Consider the following 24046-nt stretch of genomic DNA (forward strand, 5'->3'; position numbering starts at 1 on the left):
GACAACCTCCAAATAAAAACGGGAAGCTAAAATTAGCTTCCCGTTTTTATTTTAATTCTATTCAAACATCGGTTCTGATAAAGAACCTAGATAATCACTGAATTTGCTTTTGAATAAAAGCGATAGATTGTTGATTGAATTCTTCAGGGTTTTCGACATTACATACATGCCCACAGTTAGCGATTTCTACCAACTCACTCGACTCATGCGCTTCCACCATTTCTTTAACAGGCTTGATGAACATATAATCGCGTTCACCCATCAAATACAAAGTTGGAATCGGCAACTCTCTGTCTTTGAAGTACTTCATCAATGGATTTACGTCAGCTGTGAGGATAAACCAACGTTTAAACTCTTTTTGGCACAGCTTTTTAGCTTCGCGGATAAACAAGTGACGTGACTCTTTCTGACTTTTTTGCGGCATCACAACATAAGCAAATAAGCTGTATAACCACATATAAGGAATAATGTGCTTACTCAGGTTTCCTAATTTGATTAATACTTGAGAGCGAGTGTTAAGTTTAGTAACCGCACCACCAAGCACCATAGAGCGCACTCTGCTCGCAGCCAATTCAGCCACGTTGCGAACGATAATCGTGCCCAAAGACATACCCACGAAGTGCGCAGAGCGGATTTTGAGATGGTCTAACACTTTAAGAATATCAAGCGTCACCGATTTGAACGTATAACGATTCGAAATCAGTTCTTTAAGTATGTTGTCTGATTTACCATGCCCTCTGAGGTCGATGAGAAGCAAATTGAAGTGCTGCTTATACGCTTTGATCTGCTTGAACCAAATGGAGGAACTGCCTCCTGCGCCATGCACAAATACAACCCACTCATCACTCGTAGGGTGAGTAAATGTTTTATGAAATAGTAAACTCTCAGACATACCTATCGCTTTAATTATTGGAGTGGAGCTCTGCCTCATCACAAGGCGATGACCAAGGATATCACGCTATTAAGAACTTTAAGTGATAATAGTGTCAAACCTAACATTAGTCATGTGAATACCTATCCTGCCTTTTCTACATGACTAAAATGAGTTTGCAAGCTTTGTCTTCGCAAACGAGATGTGCTCTGACCAGAAAACAAGAAGGCACTCTGCTATCAGAGTGCCTTCTTCTATTAAGAACTGCAATTGTTCACAAACCAACTTTTTAAGCTAAGTCAGCAAGTTAAAATGCAGAGTGGTACATCACAAGGTATTCTTTTGCCGCATCTTCCCAACTAAAATCTTGCTGCATTGCATAAAGCTGAACACGCTTAATTTCAGATGAATTTTGAGCATAAAGCAGCAATGAACGATGCAATACTGCCAGTAGCGCTTGCGGTGTTGGCTCTTCAAAAGCAAACCCTGTCGCTACCTCAGGATCCTGATCGTAATCATTCACACTGTCTTTTAAGCCGCCTACAGAGCGAACAATAGGCAAAGTACCATAAGCCATACTATAGATTTGATTTAAACCACAAGGTTCAAATTCAGAAGGCATCAAAAAGAAATCAGAGCCAGCTTCAACCAAGTGCGCTAGTTCATTATTGTAGGCTTCTACGAATGAGAACTTGTCTGAGTGAAGTGCTGATAGCTCTTTCAACTGACTCGCCAAAACCGGATCACCTGTACCGACAATCACAATCTGAAGGTCGTTTTTCAAGAACTGATCGATGATAGGCAGTAAGTAGTGAACGCCTTTTTGATTCGTCAGGCGACAAACCATGCCATAAACCGCGCAATCGGCAACGGGTAAACCCACGTCTTGTTGCAGCTTTTGCTTACAAGCTGATTTTCCGCGAGCCATGCTGTGCTTAGTCGCTTTGTATTTACGAGGAAGGAAAGCGTCTGTTTCCGGGTTCCAAGCTCCGTAATCGCAACCATTCAAAATGCCGAACAGATCAGCTGATCTGTGTTGGAATTCTGCAGCCATACCGTGGCTACCTAATTCCGTTTTCAACTCTTCTGCATAGGTAGGACTTACAGCGTTCACTTTATCAGCGCACATCACGCCAGCTCTTAGCATAGTGACATGAGTGTCACTCACTGAAGCTTCTGGCACATGATAACTGTGCATCTCTGGCAGGAATTGTAATTCATCGTATGCGAACACACCTTTGAATACCGCATTGTGAATCGAGATAACACTGCGTGTATTTTCAAAGAAATCGTGTTGTTGGTAACGCGATTTAAGCAAGAAAGGAACGAAACCTGTATGCCAGTCATTTGCATGAATGATATCCGGTTGAAAACCAAGTTTAGGAAGCATATCAAGACAGGCTGCACTAAAGAACGAGAAGCGCTCTCCGTTATCAGCATAAGCTTGATTGTTTTCTGCGTACATTTCCGGGCGGTCGAAATACTTGGCACATTCAATACCAAAAACTGGAACGCCTTCTACGCTCAGTTTTTTCACTTGGTAAGCCGTATGAGGCCAATGATCGAGTTCAGTCGATAAAACAACTTCTGCTGAATCAATGTTTGGAATATTTCTATAGGCGGGGATAGTCACTCGAACGTCCTGTTCGAGTGTTTGCAACGCTTTCGGTAGTGCCTTGGCTACATCAGCCAAGCCACCACTTTTAATCAAGCCTTCAACTTCAGACGCTACAAAAAGTACCGAGAGAGTCTTAGTAACCAACTCGTGCTCCTTTAGAAATCACTACGACACCATCGTCAGATACGTGGTAATGCTTTTTGTCTTCTGTCAGATTTACACCAATCTGTGTACCCGGTGCGATATCTGCATCTTTATCAATGATAACGCGGCGCAGGATACAACCCTCACCCACTTTTACATCACCGAGTAAGATACTTTCGCTAATATCACACGCTGATGCGATATTGCTGCGGAAACCCAGTACACTCTTTTCAATACGCGAACCACGTACGTAACTACCGCTACAAACAAGACTATCAATGATCTGAATTCGACCATTTGCCGAATCAGTAAACGTAGCAGGTGGTAGTGGCGGGTAATAAGTGTGTAGAGGCCATTTACGGTTGTATAGCGAGAATGGCGCATCTTTCTTAAGAAGGTCCATATGCGCTTGCCAGTACGCGTCAATCGTACCTACATCGCGCCAGTAAACTTCTTCTTTCTCACCAGTAATACGATTGGTGCTGAAATCATAAACAAACACATCACCACGTGGGAACATGTTTGGAATAATGTCTTTGCCGAAATCGTGTGTCGAACCTTCTCTATCAGCATCTTCCGTTAGTTCAGCAAAAAGCTCTTTCGCTTCGAACACGTAATTGCCCATTGAAACGAGCGCTGATTCTGGATCGCCCGGGATCGACTTCGGATTTGCAGGTTTCTCTTCAAAGCCAATCATACGGCCATCAGCATCAACCTCAATAACACCGAATTCTGATGCTTCAGCAAGCGGCATGCGCAATGCTGATACTGTTAGAGCCGCTTTCTTCTCTTTATGGAAATCAAGCATCTGTTTGATGTCCATCTTATAGATATGGTCTGAACCAAAAATACAGACTTGATCAGGTTCTTCCAACTCCATAAAGCCCATGTTTTGGTAGATAGCATCTGCTGTGCCTTCATACCAACGCTTTCCTTTACGCATTTGTGCAGGAATTGGGTCGATGAAACGGTCTGTTATACCACTGATATTCCAGCCTTTTTTCATATGGTGGAACAGTGACTGTGACTTAAATTGTGTTAATACGTAGATCTTCATTAGATCAGCATTAACGAAGTTGTTCAAAGCGAAATCAATTAAGCGGTAACTACCACCGAAAGGAACCGAGGGTTTGCTGCGAGATTCAGTTAAAGGTCTTAAGCGAGAGCCTTCACCACCAGCAAGAATCATTCCCAATACACCAGCCATTTTATTCTCCATATATCTATAGCTTGTCGATGTTAGTACTCGTAGAGGTATCTTCCTCTGGGGGATGAGCACCAACACTTATTTCGGTATTTAGCGAATATCCATTCACATACAGTGACAATATCCTAAGCCAAACGTTGTTATGTGTGCACTATTCTTTGCACTTGGTTTTATATACGTTATCGACTTTTCGGCCGAATTCAATTTTTAATACGCCATTCTGTGGTACGTAAGCTGATTGCTTTCCTAAGACTTAAAGCAGCTCACACTACATCGTCCAGACGAAACATTACATTAACACCCGACACACATCAGGTATACAACTAAACGCTGATCTGTGAGTTACAATATTTTAATTAAGTTACATTCTCGTTAAAGTTGCATAAGAAGATGTGATTAATTTCTGTTATTTATTTTGCAGTGTGAATTTAATAAATTCTCGCAGACGAAACACCAAATCAATAAGTTGCATATTTAGTCATATTGAGATCAAAAAAAGCAGCCTAATGGCTGCTTTTTCATCAATAACGTTCAGTTACTTCTCTTTAGGCTTTTTACGCTTATCCGTAACTTCCCACTTACCGTCGATGTACAACGCAGTCCAACCGGACGGTTTTCCATCTACTTCAGTACGAACGTAGTTTTCTTTGGTCTTACGACTAAAACGAACCACTGTCGGCTTACCATCAGGGTCAGCAACTGGCGCTGATGCTAGGTATTGGAACTTAGGTGAGATACGGTCTTTAAAACGAACCAGCTCTTCCACTAATGGTGCACGCGTTTCACGTGATTTAGGGAAGTTGCTCGCAGCCATAAATAGACCAGAAGCACCATCACGAAGAACAAAGTACGCGTCTGAATTTTCACATGGAAGTTCAGGGAAATGCACCGGGTCTTCTTTCGGTGGCGCAACTTCGCCATTTTTCAGAATCTTACGAGTGTTCTTACAGTCTTCACTCGTACAGTCCATGTATTTACCAAAACGACCGTTCTTCAGAACCATGTCAGAACCACACTTGTCACACTCAACAAGTGGACCATCGTAGCCTTTCACTTTAAATTCGCCGTGCTCAACCACATAACCTTCACAGTTCGGGTTGTTACCACATACGTGCATCTTACGCTTATCATCGATTAGATAAGCATCCATTGCCGTTTCACAAATAGGACAACGCTTTTTAGCTCGAAGTGCTGCTGTTTCAACGTCTTCTTCAAGCACGTTGATAATGCCCTCTTCATCACCAAGGTTGATTGTTGTCTTACAACGCTCTTTTGGTGGAAGTGCATAGCCAGAACAACCAAGGAATACGCCTGTCGAAGCAGTACGAATACCCATTTTACGGCTACAAGTCGGACACTCAATATCGGTTTCCACGATATGATTTGGCTTCATCCCACCAGCGTCTTCGTCTAAATCTGCTTTTTCCAAATCGCCAGTAAAGTCTTCGAAGAAGTTATCTAGCACGCCTTTCCAGCTTGCTTCGCCTTCTGCGATTTGGTCCAACTTCTGCTCCATACGAGCAGTGAAGTCGTAGTTCATTAGGTCATTGAAGCTGCCGTCTAGACGGTCAGTAACAATTTCACCCATCTTCTCAGCATAGAAACGACGCTGTTCAACTTTTACATAACCACGATCTTGAATCGTCGAGATGATTGATGCGTATGTTGAAGGACGACCAATACCACGCTTCTCAAGCTCTTTAACTAGCGCCGCTTCAGTGAAACGAGCAGGTGGCTTAGTAAAGTGCTGTTTAGGGTCCAGGGCGATCAAATCAAGCTTATCGCCGATCTGAACTGCTGGAAGGATTGTATCTTCGTTCTTACCCATTGGACGCTGAACACGAGTCCAACCATCAAATTTAAGAATACGCCCTTTCGCTTTTAACGTGTACTCATCTGCTTTAACGCTTACTGTCGTTGAATCGTATTGAGCTGGTGTCATTTGACACGCAACGAACTGATTCCAAATCAGTGAATAAAGCTTGTGTGCGTCTGCGTCTACGCCGTTTAGATCTTCCGACTTAACATCTACACTTGAAGGACGAATCGCTTCGTGGGCCTCTTGAGCGCCCTCTTTGCTGCCGTATACAAGTGCTTTAGGTGGAAGGTATTGCGCGCCGTACTCAGAACCAATGTATTCACGAGCGGCTTCTACAGCTTCTGAACTCAAGTTGGTTGAGTCAGTACGCATATAAGTGATGTAACCCGCTTCATACAGACGTTGAGCCAACATCATGGTTTTCTTTACGCCATAACCAAGACGCGTACTCGCCGCTTGCTGCAGCGTCGACGTGATGTAAGGTGCAGACGGCTTACTCTTTGTTGGGCGGTCTTCACGTTTACATACTTCATATTGCGCTTTTTCTAAAACGCTAACAGCAGCTTGTGTTTGCGCTTCATTTTCAGGTTTAAACGCAACACCGTCTTTCTGCGCTACTTGCAGTCTAAAGTCGGTTTTCTCTGCTGTTTTAGTATCAGCATGCACATCCCAGAACTCTTCAGGGATAAAGGCGTTGATCTCGCGCTCACGCTCTACCAGCAGTTTTACCGCTACTGATTGAACACGGCCAGCGGACAGGCCTCGTGCTACTTTTTTCCAAAGCAGAGGTGACACCATAAAGCCAACAACACGGTCCATAAAACGCCGTGCTTGTTGTGCGTTTACGCCATCAATGTTTAGCTCACCTGGAGTTTCGAAAGCTTGTTGAATAGCATTCTTGGTGATTTCGTTAAAAACCACTCGCTTGTATCGCGTTTCATCGCCACCGATGATCTCACGAAGGTGCCATGCGATAGCTTCTCCTTCGCGGTCCAAATCGGTTGCGAGATAAACATGGTCTGCGTTCTCAGCCAGTTTTTGCAATTCAGCGACGACTTTCTCTTTACCAGGTAGGATTTGGTAGTTCGCTTCCCACTCTTTATACGGGTTGATACCCATCTTTTTGATAAGAGCTTTGCGATCTTTTTCTTTCTTGATACGAGCTTTATCTTCTGGGCTCATACCCTTGGTTGAAACTGCTGCAGCCTTTTGACCAGTACTTTGACCCGCCGTTGGTAAATCACGTACGTGACCTACACTCGACTTAACGACAAAGTCTTTGCCAAGATATTTATTGATAGTTTTAGCCTTGGCTGGCGACTCCACTATAACGAGCGATTTACCCATATTGACTCTAACGTCCTTAATCACGATGCTTCAGCACCAACAATTTAGCTTGTGGGCTTTTACGCATGATATTCTAAATTCATTGCTTCTTTTTTTACTATTGTGCGAGATTACTAGAAGATCAACCGCTTTTTTCAAAATTGGATCTGATCGCTCGACAATTCGACGACTCACAGATAAAAGGGTCACAATATAAAGAAGCTATAAAGTACTCACGAAGAATACTTGCAAGAGCCTATTCATCAGGCATTACGTCTAAACGGGCTCATACTAAGCTTGTCCGCGAATCTAACGCGAGCCCCATTCAATTATTTTTGCCGTAAATCACAAAATAAATTGTGGATGTTTGAAAAGACTCTCTTAATCGGTTGTGAAATCATTGAATTTCTAGTTCGACACCATAAACTCAACGTTATATTCAGTTATCAGAGATAAACTCATGACAAAGAAAGTAATAGCAGAATTTGATTTACTGCTTATCGCAAACCAAATTATCCAATCACATGATGACTACATTGAAGGCATGCGCGCAAACAGCGTAGTAGAAAAAGACGATGTACTCGTCTTCAAAGGTGAATACTTCTTAGACAGCAATGGAATGCCGACCGAGAATACAACCGCGGTATTTAACATGTTTAAATACTTAGCGCACCACCTTTCGAAAGAATTTACAATTCAGCAATAATTAAAAAGCTTGCCATTTAGGCAAGCTTTTTCAGTTCCTGAACCTTTACTGGCTCAGCATTTTCAACTTATCGAAGTAATCAGGGAATGTCTTTGACGTACAACCTGGATCGTTAATCGTCACAGGCGTATCGCTCAAAGCAACCAGTGAGAAACACATCGCCATACGGTGATCATCGTAAGTATCAATCGCCGCGTGAGTCAGTTCTGCTACAGGGTTAACAATGATGTAATCTTCACCCTCTTCCACTTCAGCACCAACTTTGCGTAGCTCTGTAGCCATTGCAGCCAAGCGGTCTGTCTCTTTCACACGCCAGTTGTAGACATTACGGATTGCCGTTGTACCTTTAGCAAACAACGCGGTCGTCGCGATAGTCATCGCAGCATCTGGAATATGGTTATAGTCCATATCAATGCCTTTCAGCTCACCACAACGAGAAATAACATAGTCGTCACCCCATTCGATTTCGGCACCCATTTTCTCAAGCGCATCAGCGAATTGGATATCACCTTGGATACTGTTTTTACCAATACCAGTAACCTTAATCTCACCACCTTTAATCGCAGCCGCAGCAAGGAAATATGACGCAGATGATGCATCACCTTCAACCAAGAAATCACCCGGTGCCGAGTAAGATTGCCCAGTGGGAATAACAAACTCTTGGTAATCATTATTGATCACGTCCACACCAAATTGCTTCATGATGTGCAGCGTAATATCGATGTAAGGTTTAGAAACTAATTCACCTTCAATTTTAATGGTCACTTCACCTTCAGCTAAGGGCGCAGCCATCAAAAATGCCGTCAAAAACTGGCTAGAGATAGAACCGTCGATAGAAACCGTACCGCTCTTCAAACCTGTACCTGTGATCTTCAATGGTGGGTAGTTTTCGTTTTCTAAGTATTCAACGTCGGCACCAGCAGCTCGCAGTGCAGTTACTAAATGGCCAATTGGGCGCTCTTTCATGCGCGGCTCACCAGTAAGAACGTATTCACCGCGACCTAAACATAGTGCAGCCGCCAGAGGACGCATCGCCGTACCCGCGTTACCTAAAAAAAGCTCTAGGGCTTTATCACTTGAGAATACACCACCAACACCCGTTACTTCACAAACAGTTTTGTCTGCAGACAGCTGATAATTAACACCTAGTTGAGTCAAGGCATTCAACATATGGCGAATGTCATCACTGTCTAGCAAGTTTGTTAGGCGAGTGGTTCCCGTTGAAAGTGCAGCCAAAAGAAGTGCACGGTTGGAAACGCTTTTTGAACCAGGTAGGTTAACTTCCCCGTTCACTTTTTGAATTGGTTGTAACGTAAGGCTTTCCATTAAATCTTATAGTCCTTGTACCACCCGAAGTCACTGGCGCGTATTTATTTTCGGGTGATGAATAATTCTTCGTACTTGCAGACTAACGAACTTTTCCAACGAACTCCAGAGCTAATCCCACTCAATCAGGTGATTAATTAGCCAATCAATCGTATTTATATACTAGTACACTAGATCAACTCGAACACCATCTGAAAAATAGAGAATTCGTACATCATCGCCTCGGTTAAACAGCATCGAGTTATCGACATCTTGGATGATGTTGACCAACTTATCGTCTTTAGTTTTGACCAATAACTCGACCAGTTTGTACTCTACTTTATATTGTGTGTTACCGCGGTTACGAGCAATACCCGCACCTGCTACTGCACCGACAGCTGTCGCTACTTCTTTACCGGTGCCGCCGCCAAACTGGTTACCAATCAAGCCACCAATCGCCGCACCTAACAAGGTTTCCCAACCATTCGCTTTCGATTCAACGATCTCTTGCTGAGTGATGTATCTAACCGTATCAATCTCACCATAAACCACCTCGTTTACTGGTCGAGCTTGGTTTCTGTTGTAAGCTGCATTTGCCAACATGGGCAAAACAAGTAAAATCCAAAGCAACTTCTTCATGGTAAAACTCCTAAAGACCTCTTGGTCAGTGATTAATCTGTAATGCGGTACTTATGACTATATACCTAACCGAACTTGATACTACTAGTATAGAGTTTCCTTCGCCTTTCGACGCGCTTGATGAACCCAACGGTCTGCTCGCCTTCGGTGGTGATTTATCACCAATGCGAATTTTAAACGCTTATAGCCAAGGTATATTTCCATGGTATGGCCCAGGTGAGCCTATACTTTGGTGGAGCCCTGCACCGCGAGCGGTATTTAATCCTAAGACATTCGAACCGTCAAAAAGTCTTAAAAAGTTTCAAAGAAAGCACAATTACCGTGTCAGCATCAACCAAGCGACGGACAGAGTAATTGGGTATTGCTCTTCACTAAGACCCGAAGAAGAAACCTGGCTAAACAGTGACATGCAGTCAGCCTACCGCAAACTCGCTTCATTAGGTTTCTGCCACTCGGTTGAGGTTTGGCAAGATGATGAGCTAATCGGCGGACTTTATGGCTTACAAAGAGGCCAAGTCTTTTGCGGTGAATCGATGTTCAGCCTAAAGAGCAATGCCTCTAAAATTGCGCTGTGGTACTTTTGTGAACACTTTACACAATTCGGCGGACAAATGATTGATTGCCAAGTCATGAACCCTCACTTGGAATCCTTAGGCGCTATCGAGGTTGATAGGGATGAATTCCTAGGTTCCCTACAATTACTCAAAGAATTCTCCGTTAACGATGCATGCTTTAAAACCCAATGGCTAAAGGAAATGCCTTAATGAATCCAGATTTACAACAAATCAGAATTGGATTAACAGACAATCACGCTTGCAGCTACTTATCTCACCTCGAAGAGAGAGTGGCGGTCACGCTTGATGAACACATGCACACCTCAGATAACTATGAAGTTCTGCTTGCGAATGGATTTCGCCGCAGTGGAGCAACCATTTATAAGCCACATTGCGATAATTGCTCAGCATGCCAAGCGATTCGGCTTTCTATTCCTGAGGTAAAGCTTTCCAAAAGCCAACGACGAATCCTTAACAAGGGAAAATCACTGCGTTGGGAACTGAAAGATGAGATGGATGACAACTGGTTTGATTTATACAGTCGGTATATCACCGCTCGTCACCGTTCGGGAACCATGTATCCACCAAAGAAAGAAGAGTTTCTACAGTTCTCTAAAAATGAGTGGCTTACTACAAAGTTCATGCATATCTATGATGAGAACAAGTTGGTTGCTATCGCCGTAACCGACATCATGACTCACTGTACAAGCGCATTTTATACCTTCTTCGATCCTGATATCGACATTTCGATGGGAACACTTGGCGTTCTATTTCAGATCCAACATGCCCAGAAAGAACAAAAACAATGGTTATATTTGGGTTATCAAATCGATGAATGCCCTGCGATGAACTATAAAGTACGATTTCAACGTCATCAAAGGCTAGTAAATCAGCGGTGGCAAGGGTAGAATACGCGACAACTTTACATATTTTGATTTTAACGGCACAATCAAGCCGTTGAAAACCGCCAAATTTCGAAAGAGGATTAGATGGCTAAAGAAGACGTAATCGAGATGCAAGGCACTGTCCTTGATACTCTACCAAACACAATGTTCCGTGTTGAGCTTGAAAACGGTCACGTAGTGACAGCACACATCTCTGGTAAAATGCGTAAGAACTACATCCGTATTCTTACTGGTGATAAAGTAACTGTTGAGATGACTCCATACGACCTTTCTAAAGGCCGCATCGTCTTCCGTGCTCGTTAATTTTTAATTATCGACTACGATAAGAAGCGGAGCTTAATGCTCCGTTTTTTATCGCCTAAATTTTTTACCACGCCAACATCTCTCGCATCTCTCGCATCTCTCGCATCTCTCGCATCTCTCGCATCTCTCGCATCTCTCGCATCTCTCGCATCTCTCGCATCTCTCGCAAGCATAAAAAAACGCACAACCGAAGTCATGCGTTTTATATTTAAACTTTTGAGTTATCAATCACTTCGTTAGTGCATAACCTCTTCTTTAGCACCGACATAAACAAAGTCTAGGTCGTCTTTCTTCAGGGATACCTTCACAGTACCTCCGTCGACTAAACTACCAAACAATAACTCATTTGCCAGTGGCTTCTTAAGCTTGTCTTGAATAACACGTCCCATCGGACGAGCACCCATGGTCTTATCGTAACCTTTGTCTGCTAACCAATGGCGAGCATCTTCAGAAACCTCTAAAGATACGCCACGAGCATCCAGTTGAACCTGAAGCTCGACAATAAACTTATCAACAACTTGGCTAATCACAGTTGGATCAAGGCTGTTGAACCAAATGATATTATCGAGACGGTTACGGAACTCAGGAGTAAATACCTTCTTGATTTCGCCCATCGCATCTGGCGCATGATCTTGTTGGATCAGGCCAATCGATTTCTTCTCCGTTTCAGCTACACCAGCGTTAGTCGTCATCACTAAGATCACGTTACGGAAATCCGCTTTACGACCATTGTTATCAGTTAGCGTGCCGTTATCCATAACCTGTAGCAACAAGTTAAAGATATCTGGGTGAGCTTTTTCGATCTCATCAAGTAACACAACAGAGTGCGGGTTCTTGATTACGGCGTCAGTTAGCAGACCACCTTGATCGTAACCAACATAACCAGGAGGAGCACCAATCAAGCGGCTCACAGAGTGGCGCTCACCGTACTCAGACATATCAAAGCGTAGAAGCTCAATGCCCATCAATTTAGACAGTTGAACTGTCACCTCGGTTTTACCTACGCCAGTAGGACCAGCAAACAAGAATGAACCAACTGGTTTATTGTCTGCGCCCAATCCGGCACGGGTCAGCTTTATCGCTTCACTCAACACATCGATTGCAGGATCTTGTCCGAATACCAACATTTTCATGCGGTCATCCAGTTTCTGTAGCGTATCTTTGTCTGAAGACGATACTGACTTCTCTGGAATACGAGCCATTTTCGCAACCATTGACTCAATGTCCGCCACGCTAACCGTCTTCTTACGACGGCTTGCTGGTGCCAAACGGCTACGAGCGCCCGCTTCATCGATTACGTCAATGGCCTTATCGGGAAGGTGACGTTCATTAATGTATTTAGCTGACAGTTCCACCGCTGCACGCAACGCTTTGTTGGTATAGCGCACTTCGTGGTGAGCTTCGTATTTTGGCTTCAAGCCAATCAGAATCTTGGTAGTGTCATCTAGCGATGGTTCAATAATATCGATTTTCTGGAAGCGACGAGCTAGCGCACGCTCCTTCTCAAAAATACTGCTGTACTCTTGGTACGTTGTTGAGCCGATGCAACGTAATTTACCACTGCTTAGTAGTGGTTTAATTAAGTTTGCCGCATCAACCTGACCACCAGAGGCAGCGCCAGCACCAATAATGGTGTGGATCTCATCGATGAACAGAATCGCATCTTCTTCTTTCTCTAGTTGCTTAAGAATCGCTTTAAAACGTTTCTCAAAATCACCACGATACTTCGTTCCTGCTAGCAGCGAACCAATATCCAGAGAATAAATCACGCTGCTCTGAATGATTTCAGGCACTTGCCCTTCAACGATACGCCATGCTAAGCCTTCCGCAATGGCAGTTTTACCTACACCCGCTTCACCCACTAACAGAGGGTTGTTCTTACGACGACGACACAGAACTTGGATAGTACGTTCTAGCTCTTTGTCACGACCGATTAGTGGGTCAATATTGCCCTGCTTCGCTACTTCGTTAAGGTTAGTAGCAAAGTTTTCTAAACGGTCTTCGGAATTCGCTTCTTCAGCATTTTCTGCACCACCAAATGAATCAGATGATGAAGGACTGTCTCCTTCATTGCTGGCTTTGGTAATACCGTGTGAGATGAAGTTAACAATATCTAAGCGGCTAATGTCATTTTTCTTAAGAAGATATGCCGCGTGAGATTCTTGCTCACTAAAAATAGCCACAAGTACGTTAGCACCTGTTACTTCGCTGCGACCTGAAGATTGAACATGAAAAACAGCACGCTGAAGTACTCGTTGAAAACTCAGCGTAGGCTGGGTTTCACGAGTCTCGTCGCTTTCAGGGATAAGTGGAGTCGTTTGATCGATAAAAATATCGAGCTCATTGCGAAGAGCATCGAGATCAGCCTGACAAGCTTGGAGCGCTTCCTTGGCCGCATCATTTTCTAATAATGCTAGTAGGAGGTGTTCGACAGTCATGAATTCATGTCGCTTGTCTCGCGCACGAGCAAATGCGCCATTTAAACTCGTCTCTAATTCTTTATTTAGCATAAGTACCTCCTAAGGGAACAACAGTGTTGTTCGAGCAATTTATACTTGCTCCATTGTACATAGTAGCGGATGCTCATTTTCCTTTGAGTACATCGTGACCTGCGCTACCTTTGTTTCCGCTATTTCAGCACTGTACGTACCGCATATAGCTTTACCTTCATAATGAACCTTGAGCATCACTTCCGTTGCTTTTTCGATATCTAGTGAGAAGAATCGCTCTAGGATCTCGATTACAAAGTCCATAGGCGTGTAATCATCGTTATTTAATACAACGTTATACATTGCCGGTGGCTTTACTTTTGTCGCTTCTTTCTCCAGTAAATCTGAGCCTGGAGATGCCCATTCAAAGTTTCTGCTCATATCGCTTTGCTAAGGGTTATTTTTCGGAAGTCGTGAGTGTTTACCTAACTTAAATTTACCACATTCACGCTTTACGGTGTACTAAGAAACTGCACCGAGAAACAGTACCAAAAAATATTCCTCTATACTGAGCCTAATCCACCATTTCCATCGCTGCAAATAAAAGATCTCGATTAACAGGATTAACATATGTGATTGATTAAAAAGACACCATAACTATTGATACTGACGATAAGATCACCGCTAAGTTACTATTTAGTTAATAGTTTGCAGTTAATCTCGAATGTGATTTGTTATTAAAATTGATCAATTTTATACCAATTTGCTATTGACTGTGCTCAATCATTAGCTACATTGGAGCTAAAAGGTTTTTTAATACATTTTTGCAACATGATTTAAAACCAGTAACACGCTTTAAAAATTAACAATAAGGAATAATTACGCAGGGTAGCGTTAATTTCCGTAAGCAATGTATGAGATTCAAGCTATCAGCTGAAATTCTTTAGCTGGTAAGAATGATATCAATTGAACTTACAACTATTGATATAACAACGTTAGTAACAAAATGCATGAGGGATGTATAGCATGGCTACAGGTACAGTAAAATGGTTTAACAATGCCAAAGGGTTTGGCTTTATTTGTCCAGAAGGTGAAGACGGCGATATTTTCGCGCACTACTCCACAATACAAATGGAAGGCTATCGAACCCTAAAGGCTGGTCAGCAGGTCGACTATGAAGTAGAAAGTGGTCCTAAAGGCTCGCACGCTAGCTCCGTTGTTCCTGTAGAAGGCAGCGCCGCAAAATAGGCGAAGCCAACTCATGTTAACCTCCATCAATCGTCATTAACGGCTGACAGGTAAACAGAATATTGAAACCGCTCATTTAATGCCTGTAATACAGGATTACGTGAGCGGTTTTTTCGTTCCGGGATCTCTAAAGTTGCTCACTGGACAATCAGTGCGAGAATCTATTCTATTAAACTAGGTCTTAGGAAGTATTAGAAAGAAAAAAAGATGCTTTAACGTTATCGTTAAAGCATCTTTCATTTTGACTTTATCTATGACTTAGCTGTTAGGCCAAGTAACTCGTTAGCAAATCACGTTCATGGCTGACTAACGATGAGTCCAATCACTATGCATCAATAAATGCGTTTAGTGTTGAGCTTGGACGCATTAGTGTTGAAACCAGTGCATCATCAAGTAGGTAGTAACCACCTAAGTCGCCAGCGACACCTTGAGCGTTGTTTAGCTCTGCAACAATAGCTTCTTCACTTTCAGCCAGTTGACTTGCCACACCTGCGAACTCAGCAGCAAGATCAGCATCAGCCGTTTGCTCAGCAAGCGCCTTAGCCCAGTATGCCGCTAGGTAGTAGTGGCTACCACGGTTATCAAGCTCTCCTACTCGGCGTGAAGGGGACTTGTTGTTGTCTAGGAATTCACCCGTTGCTTTATCAAGCGCGTCCGCTAGAACTTGTGCCTTAGCGTTACCCGTTACTACGCTCAGGTGCTCAAGAGATGCCGCTAATGCCAAGAATTCACCTAAAGAATCCCAACGCAGATGGTTTTCTTTCTCTACTTGTTGCACGTGCTTAGGCGCTGAACCGCCAGCACCTGTTTCAAACAGACCGCCGCCATTCATTAGTGGAACAATCGACAGCATTTTAGCTGACGTACCAAGCTCTAGAATTGGGAACAAATCAGTTAGGTAATCACGTAATACGTTACCTGTAACCGAAATAGTATCTAGACCTTCTTTGATACGAACCAGTGAGTATTGAGTCGCTTCAAGTGGAGCAAGGATCTTAATTTCAAGACCATCAGTATCGTATTCAGGAAGGTACGCTTCAACTTTCTTAATAAGCTGAGCATCATGCGCGCGTGACGCATCTAGCCAAAATACCGCAGGGACACCCGATGCACGAGCACGAGTTACCGCAAGCTTAACCCAGTCTTGGATTGGTGCATCTTTAACCTGACACATACGGAAGATGTCGCCTTCCTCTACGTCTTGCTCTAGAAGCACAGAGCCTGAAGCGTCAACAACTTGAACCTGACCAGCAGCTTCAAGGATAAAAGTCTTATCGTGAGAACCGTACTCTTCAGCTTTTTGAGCCATCAAGCCAACGTTTGGTACGCTACCCATCGTTGTTGGATCGAACGCGCCGTTCTCTTTACAGAAATCAATAACCGCTTGGTAAATGCTCGCGTAGCTGCGATCTGGGATCATAGCTTTGGTATCTTTTTGCTTACCTTCTGGATCCCACATTTGACCAGAAGAACGCAGCATTGCAGGCATAGAAGCATCAACAATGATATCGCTTGGAACGTGTAGGTTAGTAATACCACGATCCGAGTCAACCATCGCTAGTGGTGGTTGAGTCTCGTATACCGCTTGTAGATCAGCTTCGATTGCCTGTTTTTGCTCTTGAGGAAGCGATGCAATCTTCGCGTATACATCACCGATGCCGTTGTTAACATCCACACCAAGCTCTTCAAATAGCTGACCGTGTTTAGTGAATACGTCTTTATAGTAAACCTTAACCGCATGACCAAAGATCACAGGGTCAGATACTTTCATCATCGTCGCTTTCATATGAAGAGAAAGCAGTACACCTTGCTCTTTAGCCGACGCTATTTCTTTCTCGAAAAACGCAACCAAAGCGGCCTTGTTCATCACTGACGCATCAATGATCTCTTTATCTTGCAGTGCAAAAGCTGGCTTCAATGTTTTCTTCGCGCCATCTTTGCCAACGAATTCAATGCTAACTTCCGTAGCACCTTCAATGGTTACTGATTTTTCGCTACCGAAGAAGTCTTTGTCGTCCATACTTGAAACGTGCGACTTAGAATCTGCAGACCATGCACCCATTGAATGTGGGTTTTTCTTCGCATAGTTTTTTACTGAAAGTGGAGCGCGGCGATCCGAGTTACCTTCACGTAGTACAGGGTTTACTGCACTGCCTTTGATTTTATCGTAAGTCGCTTTAACGGCTTTCTCTTCGTCGGTGTTTGCTTCTTCTGGGTAGTTTGGAAGTGCGTAGCCTTTTGACTGTAGTTCTTTGATTGTTGCTTGCAACTGAGGCACAGATGCAGAGATGTTTGGAAGCTTGATAATGTTCGCTTCTGGTGTCTTAGCCAATTCACCTAGTTCTGCTAATGCATCACCAATGCGTTGCTCTTCGTTCAAATAATCAGGGAAGTTGGCAATAATGCGCCCTGCAAGTGAAATGTCGCGAGTATCAACGTTAATACCAGAAGAAGCTGTAAAAGATTGAATGATTGGCAGCAGAGAGTAAGTTGCTAGCGCCGGAGCTTCGTCTGTAATGGTATAGATGATCGTTGGTTTTTCAGTAGGCATGAAATTTCCCTATAGTTCTTACAAGCTCACTTAAGTAGTGAGAGTGTTATAAATTGACCAGTAAGCCACTCAAAGAGTGAAAACTGCTTACTCGATAGTCGTACTCTATCTTATTTTTCATGCAATCTTGATGACAGCATGAACCAAATCCGTGAGTGCGTTGTTATAATAAAACACGAAGGTATAATTAAACAAATCAAGCTTAAGAGTCCATCAACTTGTTCTATTTTGTGTCATTTAGGCGCGCAAATGATAGCTCAATTCCGTTTCAGTGAAAACTTTTCAGCACACTTCGTTTACATTTTTGCAAGGTAGTTAACATGTCTACTCGCTCACGCAGCGCATCTCGTTCAGACAAACCGGCTCGTTCTGGTGCAACATTAAAACAAAGCGGTAATAGACAGAGCCGAAGCAGCGATAAAAATAACACTGGCAGTTCGCACATAAAGCAACACTCCAGTAAGCACCGATATAAAGGTAAATCAACCAACACAAAACCTAAGGTGGCAATCGAAGATCGCAAAGTGATTCTGTTCAATAAGCCTTTTGATACTCTCAGCCAGTTCACTGATGGTGAAGGGAGAAAAACGTTAGCGGACTTTATTCCCGTAAAAGATGTTTACGCTGCGGGTCGACTTGATCGCGACAGCGAAGGTTTAATGGTATTGACCAACGATGGCATCTTCCAAGCCAAATTAACTCAACCAAACTCAAAATCCCCAAAGACTTACTGGGTACAAGTTGAAGGCGCACCTTCTGAGGAAGATTTAGATAAATTGAGAAAAGGCGTTGAGCTAAAAGACGGTATGACGCTGCCAGCAAAGGTGGAGTCAATGGCAGAACCTAAGGTGTGGGATAGAAACCCTCCAGTCCGCTTCAGAGCCGCGATACCGACAACATGGCTAGCTATCACAATCATTGAAGGGCGTAACCGCCAAGTAAGACGAATGACAGCCAATATCGGCTTCCCTACCCTGCGTCTTATCCGCTATTCAATGGGCAACATGAATGTGGGTCAGCTACAGCCTGGTGAATGGAAAGAAATCTAAAATCACACAGCCTACAATATCTAAATTGCCGCTAATAGAGCGGCTTTTTTATATCTACTGATAAATCATAGATACAAAAAAGCCAGTCATAAGACTGGCTTTTACAGCGTTACTTAACTAAAAGTTAAACTATTAGAAGTAGTAGTAAGCAGCTGCGAATACGTGAGTTTCTTCATCAACGTTGTCAAAACCAGAGTCTAGCTCTTGTTTGATATCGATACCCATGTCAACACGCTCGCTAAGAGTGTACATAGCAGCAACGTTCATGTAAGACTGATCAATATCAGATGCAACGTTAGACTCAGTTGTGTTAGTTGCGTAACCAGCAGCTAGAGTAAGTTGCTCAGTTAGAGCGTAACCAGCTGAAGCGTAGAAACCAGTTAGTTTAAGATCTGTAGTGTTCTTTTCTACACCAACTTTACCATCATCAATCCAAGCGTTAAGACCTAGCTTTAGTTTATCTAGAGTTACGTTACCAGATAGAGATGTTACTGTGTAGTCAGAGTCTTCACGAGCTTCGTAGCCAGCGTAAATGTTGAACATTTCTTGTTCTACACCAACGTAACCGTTGTAACCCATTTCGCCTTCGTCACGGTCATCGCTAGTATCGAAAACAGAGATACCGTAAGCAATACCAGAAGTAGCGCCTTGGAACTTAGCTACGTTGAAGCCATCAGAAGCATCGCCAGCTGAAGCACCAAATTCGTAAGTCATGTCGCCAGCACCGTCAACTTTGTCAAGTGCTGTATCGTTTTCCCAACCTAGAGAGATAACACCAGCGTCAGTAGTGAAACCTAACCATGCTTTATCTACGTCTGTTGCTGGGCCAGACTGAATGTCTTTCTTCTGCTCGTCAGAGCTGTAGTTAAGCATTAGGTCAGTTTCAAAGTAACCTACCCAACGGTTGTTTTTGTAGCTAATAGCAAGAGTTAGACCTGTAGCCCAATCATCGTAGAATGCTTTAGTACCTGTATCGTAGTAACCACCAACACCCCAAGCACCAGACACAGAGAACTGGTCTTTGTGCATATCTTCAAATTCGAAAACTGGTTTAGAGTTTTGAGAGCTAGTTTCTACTGCGAATGCAGAAGTTGATACTGCTGCGATAGCTAGCGCTAATAGAGTCTTTTTCATAATAAATCCACTGCCTTTTCTAAGAATGGGAGATCCTTGCCCGGTTCCCTTTTATTTATTGTGACTGGTCATTACCACTCTTTGTTGGTTAATCACCGTCACTAAATTTCGAGGTCTAGATTGCAAAAGATTATCCTGCGTGTCAAATAAACTAAAAACAAACCTAAAAAAAACACAAACCAATCAAAATCAAACACTTACATTTTTTTTCATCATTTTACGAGCAGCTTATCCTTAGTTTTATCAGCAAATATAATAATCCAAAAAATGTAACAAATAGAATTAAACTCCAAAAACAACTCAAACAACAGCCCATCAGTAGAATTTAACACCTATAGGTCAGTGTTTTTTAAAATTTATATTTCACAACATAAATAAAAACGTTAAGTTCCTGATGGTTCAGTTTTTTTTTGTGAACAAGATCTACCTTTGATTCAAAAGCAAGCTATTTTGCGGTAAATGTACCGACTAGTGATATGTGCTACTATCCTCGCTCCGTTACGTAGGTCACAGTATGCTAACTACTAAAATTCAAAAATCTATTCGCACCAGTTATCAAAACCTCCAAGATCAGTTGGACAACTTTGTACCTCGACGTGCTCAAAATTACCTTGTTGCAGAAATAGCGAAGACACTTTGTGGTCAATACCACAAAAGTAATCGCATGATTGTTGCAGAGGCAGGAACAGGGATTGGAAAATCGCTGGCTTATTTAATGGCTACTATTCCAGTAGCAGTGCTCAATAACCGAAAAATAGTAATTTCAACAGCGACAGTTGCGCTACAAGAACAGCTCGTTAACAAAGATCTCCCTCTATATAGAAGACTGACTGATAGAGAGTTTTCTTTTATATTAGCTAAGGGCAGACAGCGTTATTGTTGTTCCGAAAAGCTAGCTGCTGCTTGTGGAGTTGATGGTGGTCAAATGGCTATGTTCGAATCTAAGCCAAAAAAGAAAGATATCGACCAACTTCAAACTATGTACCGTAGCTTGACTCAAGGTAAATGGGATGGTGACCGCGATTCGTGGCCAAAACCTATCGACAATATGATTTGGCAGATGATCGTCAGTGATAAGCATAGTTGTAACAACAGCATGCCAACTCACAGAGATTGCCCTTTCCAAAAGGCACGTTCAGAGCTAGATAAAGCAGACGTTATCATCGCTAACCACAGTTTGGTAATGGCAGATGCTGATCTAGGCGGCGGTGTAATACTGCCCGAGCCAGAAAATAGCATCTATATATTCGATGAGGCTCACCACTTACCGCATGTCGCGAGAGATCATTCTTCCGCTGCTGCGAGCTTAAAAGGGGCCGCTTCATGGTTAGAGCGTTTGAATCAATCAATCACTAAGCTTTCAGGCCTAGCAGACGAGAAGCGCGTCCATCGATTTAGAAATGAACTGCAAGACTCAGTGCAACAGCTGATCCCTACTCTGACTCAAATGTGCAAACAGTTTGACGCTAACCACTTTGAGGACGGCCTGTACCGCTTCGAACATGGTGACTTACCTGAGTGGCTAGAGAATGAATCTAAAGATCTCAAGCAACTCACACAAAAGGCGAGCCAAGCCGTTGCGAAGATTGCAGACCTAATTGCAGAGCGAGTTAAAGACGGAGAGCTTTCAGCAAAGCTAGCAGAGCCTGCGCTTGCGGAGATTGGCTTCTATATACAAAGAACAGAAAACCTTGCTCAGGTTTGGCGCTTAATGGCCGAACCTAAGCGCGAGAAAGGGGCTCCTTTGGCTCGTTGGCTTGAACTGAATAAAGAAAGCGAAGGCGATTTCGTTGTTAATGTTTCTCCACTAGAGGTGGGTTGGCAACTGGATCAGCAGATCTGGAGCCGCTGTGTTGGTGCGGTGCTTGTTTCTGCGACCATGAGAGCACTCAACTCGTTCAGCTTTTTCTGTCACCAAGCGGGGATCAGTCAAAAAGAAGAAGATGGCGTGCAATTTCTGGCTTTAGCATCACCGTTTGATTACCAGAAGCAAGCTGAGCTGATAGTGCCGGCAATGAAGTACGAACCACAAGCACCTCAGTTTACCGAATATCTTATTGAAATTTTGCCTAAGGTAATTGAAGACAAAAAAGCCAACCTCGTTCTATTCTCTTCTTACTGGCAAATGAACAAAGTTGCAGAGGCTTTAGCAACAGATTTCGTTAAAAAGTCATGGGCATTGCAGGTTCAAGGTGATACTTCACGAACTGAAATCCTAAAAAAACATAAAAAACTCATAGACCAAGGTAAAACCAGCGTTCTTTTTGGAACAGGCAGCTTTTCTGAAGGTCTTGACCTACCGGGAGAGCTTCTAGAAAACCTGGTTATTACCAAGATTCCTTTTGGGGTTCCTACCTCTCCTGTAGAACAAGCACATTCAGAATATATTGAATCACGTGGTGGTAATCCGTTTATGCAGATTACTGTTCCAGAAGCGAGTAAAAAGCTTATTCAATCTGTGGGTAGACTGCTGCGTAAAGAACGAGATTCTGGTAAAGTCACGATCCTTGATAGACGCATAGTAACGAAGCGATATGGAAAGTCCTTACTCGATTCACTACCGCCTTTTAAAAGAACAATAAAATACTAATTTCCCTGCCCTTGAGGTAGTTATGGGCCTGTCATCGCTAGGCCCTTGCATTCACAACCCAACATGACTAATCCATCGATTCTTCATGTGGCTGCCCTATCAGCCGATAACGAGAACACTAGCTATTTATGGAAATGATTGAGCCAACCATGTTGGTCATACTTGCTCTGGTTGCATTTGCAGCAGGCTTTATTGATGCTGTCGCAGGTGGCGGGGGGATGTTAACTGTTCCAGCTTTGCTGTCACTTGGCCTCCCCCCACACATTGCATTAGGCACTAACAAGCTTGCAGCGACTTTCGCTTCATCTACAGCTGCATTCACTTACTACCGTAAGAAGCTGTTCAAACCTGAGTGTTGGATCAATGCATTCATTGCCACATTAATCGGTGCAACCATCGGCACCCTTACTGTTGATGCTATTAGCACGGAGTGGTTAGAGAAGGTATTGCCGTTAGTCATTCTTGCCGCAGCGGTCTATACCATTTTTCATAAGACACCGAATGCCAATCACAACGTGTCACCTAAGCCTTGCCCCGTACTTAAGAGAAAGCAAAAGTATCAAGGGTTCATTCTCGGATTTTATGATGGGGTTGCCGGCCCAGGAACTGGCGCGTTTTGGACGGTAAGCTCTATGGCGCTTTATCGCTTAAATATCTTACTTGCCTCTGGTCTATCCAAAGCCATGAACTTTACCAGTAACTTTACCTCTTTGGTGACCTTTGCGATTCTTGGTCATATTGATTGGGTTCTAGGTTTAACTATGGGTCTTTGTTTGATGGCCGGAGCGTTTGTTGGTGCTCATTCTGCTATTCGTTTTGGTGCTACATTTATACGACCTGTGTTTGTTACTGTAGTAAGCGTACTTGCAATTAAACTGGCATACGAAGCTTGGTTTGTTAACTTATAGGCCGTAGCCAACGGGAAGTGAAATGAATCAATTTTCAAAACTCAAAAGTGTCATTGATACCTTAATTGGCCATTGCTCTCAGGTTGATAAATCCCGATGTGCTTATCATCAAGCCCTATTCGATAGAGCCTTATTCAAGTGCGGCGCCTCTGTTTTGCTTCCTTATGCACTTGAAACTCAGGCAACGTACCGCACCATTGTACGTGAACAAACCACAAATCAACTGACCGCGTCCAGAGCTAACTACCTGACGGAAAAGCTGACAAATCAGATTGCAGCAATCCAAAGAGAGTTAGCTAACCATGATTTACGCTTAGACCGAAAAAGTAAGTCAGGGAAAACCCTTAACGACCTATACAACGAACTCGCTCAGCACCAAGATTGGCAAAAGCGATTAATCGATTTAGTACGAGTACGAAAGTTAGCGTTTGATTCTGCGCCTCGCCACAGTAAGAAAAAGGCGGAAGAGACTTGGCAGTTAGCAAAAGAACGATTAGAACGCTGTGAAGACTCAATGAAAAATATTGAGAGACTGATTAACTTAGAGAACCCTAAGCGAAATGAACACTGATAACACACCATCACCACTGGATAACGCACCAGAAGAAGTTAAGTTAGCTGTCGACCTGATCTATCTGATCGAAAGTAACGAAATCGATCCAAAAGTCGCGTTAGAAGCAATCAAAATTGTCCAGCAAGATTTACAAGCCAAACTAGCATCTAGCATCTAGCATCTAGCA

20 protein-coding genes are annotated in these 24046 nt (G+C 43.2%); 10 read left to right on the forward strand and 10 right to left on the reverse strand.

Features of this window, described 5'->3' with window-relative positions:
* Positions 1 to 94 precede the first annotated feature (94 nt).
* The 4 genes from L4C44_RS21120 to topA all read right to left on the reverse strand — a co-directional run bounded on the left by L4C44_RS21120 (position 95) and on the right by topA (position 7006).
* Positions 95 to 892, reverse strand: coding sequence for an alpha/beta fold hydrolase (locus L4C44_RS21120; protein WP_146492186.1), 798 nt, complete (start codon positions 890 to 892; stop codon positions 95 to 97).
* A gap of 286 nt (positions 893 to 1178) precedes the next feature.
* Positions 1179 to 2633: a glycogen synthase GlgA gene (gene glgA / locus L4C44_RS21125; RefSeq protein ID WP_146492187.1), complete on the reverse strand. Its 1455-nt coding sequence runs from the start codon at positions 2631 to 2633 to the stop codon at positions 1179 to 1181.
* Positions 2623 to 3852: a glucose-1-phosphate adenylyltransferase gene (gene glgC, locus L4C44_RS21130; RefSeq protein ID WP_080582251.1), complete on the reverse strand. Its 1230-nt coding sequence runs from the start codon at positions 3850 to 3852 to the stop codon at positions 2623 to 2625. The genes glgA and glgC overlap by 11 nt, the downstream gene beginning before the upstream one ends.
* Positions 3853 to 4375: 523 nt before the next feature.
* Entirely contained in the window at positions 4376 to 7006 is a 2631-nt protein-coding gene (topA, locus tag L4C44_RS21135) for a type I DNA topoisomerase (RefSeq protein ID WP_017062103.1), read from the reverse strand.
* A gap of 439 nt (positions 7007 to 7445) precedes the next feature.
* On the opposite strand from topA, the gene L4C44_RS21140 reads away from it, so the two are divergent.
* Positions 7446 to 7691: a YciN family protein gene (locus L4C44_RS21140; RefSeq protein ID WP_017062104.1), complete on the forward strand. Its 246-nt coding sequence runs from the start codon at positions 7446 to 7448 to the stop codon at positions 7689 to 7691.
* Positions 7692 to 7736: 45 nt separating this feature from the next.
* Here the strand turns inward: L4C44_RS21140 and aroA are convergent, their stop codons facing one another.
* Positions 7737 to 9017 (reverse strand): 3-phosphoshikimate 1-carboxyvinyltransferase, encoded by a 1281-nt coding sequence (aroA, locus tag L4C44_RS21145; RefSeq protein WP_146492188.1) that lies wholly within the window; start codon positions 9015 to 9017, stop codon positions 7737 to 7739.
* 162 nt (positions 9018 to 9179) lie between these two features.
* Positions 9180 to 9635: an outer membrane lipoprotein gene (locus L4C44_RS21150; RefSeq protein ID WP_004736438.1), complete on the reverse strand. Its 456-nt coding sequence runs from the start codon at positions 9633 to 9635 to the stop codon at positions 9180 to 9182.
* 53 nt (positions 9636 to 9688) lie between these two features.
* Between L4C44_RS21150 and aat the strand changes: the two genes are divergently transcribed.
* The 3 genes from aat (at position 9689) to infA (ending at position 11397) form a co-directional block, all read left to right on the forward strand.
* Positions 9689 to 10399 carry a leucyl/phenylalanyl-tRNA--protein transferase gene (aat, locus tag L4C44_RS21155; RefSeq protein WP_019820980.1) on the forward strand — a complete coding sequence of 237 codons (711 nt, stop codon included), beginning with the start codon at positions 9689 to 9691 and terminating at the stop codon, positions 10397 to 10399.
* The gene (locus L4C44_RS21160; protein WP_029405336.1) at positions 10399 to 11097 is read left to right on the forward strand and encodes an arginyltransferase; all 699 of its coding nucleotides are present in this window, start codon (positions 10399 to 10401) and stop codon (positions 11095 to 11097) included. The genes aat and L4C44_RS21160 overlap by 1 nt, the downstream gene beginning before the upstream one ends.
* An 81-nt stretch (positions 11098 to 11178) precedes the next feature.
* Positions 11179 to 11397 carry a translation initiation factor IF-1 gene (gene infA / locus L4C44_RS21165; RefSeq protein WP_001040192.1) on the forward strand — a complete coding sequence of 73 codons (219 nt, stop codon included), beginning with the start codon at positions 11179 to 11181 and terminating at the stop codon, positions 11395 to 11397.
* Between the two features lie 236 nt (positions 11398 to 11633).
* On the opposite strand, the gene clpA is transcribed toward infA, so the two are convergent.
* Positions 11634 to 13907 (reverse strand): ATP-dependent Clp protease ATP-binding subunit ClpA, encoded by a 2274-nt coding sequence (clpA, locus tag L4C44_RS21170; protein ID WP_019824423.1) that lies wholly within the window; start codon positions 13905 to 13907, stop codon positions 11634 to 11636.
* 39 nt (positions 13908 to 13946) lie between these two features.
* Positions 13947 to 14267 carry an ATP-dependent Clp protease adapter ClpS gene (gene clpS, locus L4C44_RS21175; protein WP_004737430.1) on the reverse strand — a complete coding sequence of 107 codons (321 nt, stop codon included), beginning with the start codon at positions 14265 to 14267 and terminating at the stop codon, positions 13947 to 13949.
* 585 nt (positions 14268 to 14852) lie between these two features.
* Here clpS and cspD point away from each other — a divergent pair.
* Positions 14853 to 15074 (forward strand): cold shock domain-containing protein CspD, encoded by a 222-nt coding sequence (cspD, locus tag L4C44_RS21180; protein ID WP_004736548.1) that lies wholly within the window; start codon positions 14853 to 14855, stop codon positions 15072 to 15074.
* 325 nt (positions 15075 to 15399) lie between these two features.
* On the opposite strand, the gene L4C44_RS21185 is transcribed toward cspD, so the two are convergent.
* Positions 15400 to 17625 (reverse strand): NADP-dependent isocitrate dehydrogenase, encoded by a 2226-nt coding sequence (locus L4C44_RS21185; RefSeq protein ID WP_285953233.1) that lies wholly within the window; start codon positions 17623 to 17625, stop codon positions 15400 to 15402.
* 320 nt (positions 17626 to 17945) lie between these two features.
* Here L4C44_RS21185 and L4C44_RS21190 point away from each other — a divergent pair, with 320 nt between their 5' ends.
* Positions 17946 to 18674 carry a pseudouridine synthase gene (locus tag L4C44_RS21190; RefSeq protein ID WP_372383984.1) on the forward strand — a complete coding sequence of 243 codons (729 nt, stop codon included), beginning with the start codon at positions 17946 to 17948 and terminating at the stop codon, positions 18672 to 18674.
* Between the two features lie 132 nt (positions 18675 to 18806).
* Here the strand turns inward: L4C44_RS21190 and L4C44_RS21195 are convergent, their stop codons facing one another.
* The gene (locus tag L4C44_RS21195) at positions 18807 to 19808 is read right to left on the reverse strand and encodes a porin family protein (RefSeq protein WP_146492192.1); all 1002 of its coding nucleotides are present in this window, start codon (positions 19806 to 19808) and stop codon (positions 18807 to 18809) included.
* 514 nt (positions 19809 to 20322) lie between these two features.
* Between L4C44_RS21195 and dinG the strand changes: the two genes are divergently transcribed.
* From dinG to rsmS, 4 genes are all read left to right on the forward strand, one after another.
* Positions 20323 to 22398: an ATP-dependent DNA helicase DinG gene (gene dinG / locus L4C44_RS21200; protein ID WP_428805670.1), complete on the forward strand. Its 2076-nt coding sequence runs from the start codon at positions 20323 to 20325 to the stop codon at positions 22396 to 22398.
* A gap of 128 nt (positions 22399 to 22526) precedes the next feature.
* A complete protein-coding gene (locus L4C44_RS21205; RefSeq protein WP_146492194.1) occupies positions 22527 to 23306 on the forward strand; it encodes a sulfite exporter TauE/SafE family protein in 780 nt (259 codons plus the stop codon).
* Positions 23307 to 23328: 22 nt separating this feature from the next.
* Positions 23329 to 23877: a primosomal replication protein gene (locus tag L4C44_RS21210; RefSeq protein WP_428805671.1), complete on the forward strand. Its 549-nt coding sequence runs from the start codon at positions 23329 to 23331 to the stop codon at positions 23875 to 23877.
* Complete coding sequence (gene rsmS / locus L4C44_RS21215; protein WP_146492196.1) at positions 23867 to 24037, forward strand: pleiotropic regulatory protein RsmS; 171 nt, start codon at positions 23867 to 23869, stop codon at positions 24035 to 24037. The genes L4C44_RS21210 and rsmS overlap by 11 nt, the downstream gene beginning before the upstream one ends.
* Positions 24038 to 24046: the final 9 nt, after the last annotated feature.

This window comes from Vibrio satsumensis, from assembly GCF_050337435.1.
GTDB classification, from domain to species: Bacteria; Pseudomonadota; Gammaproteobacteria; order Enterobacterales; family Vibrionaceae; genus Vibrio; species Vibrio satsumensis.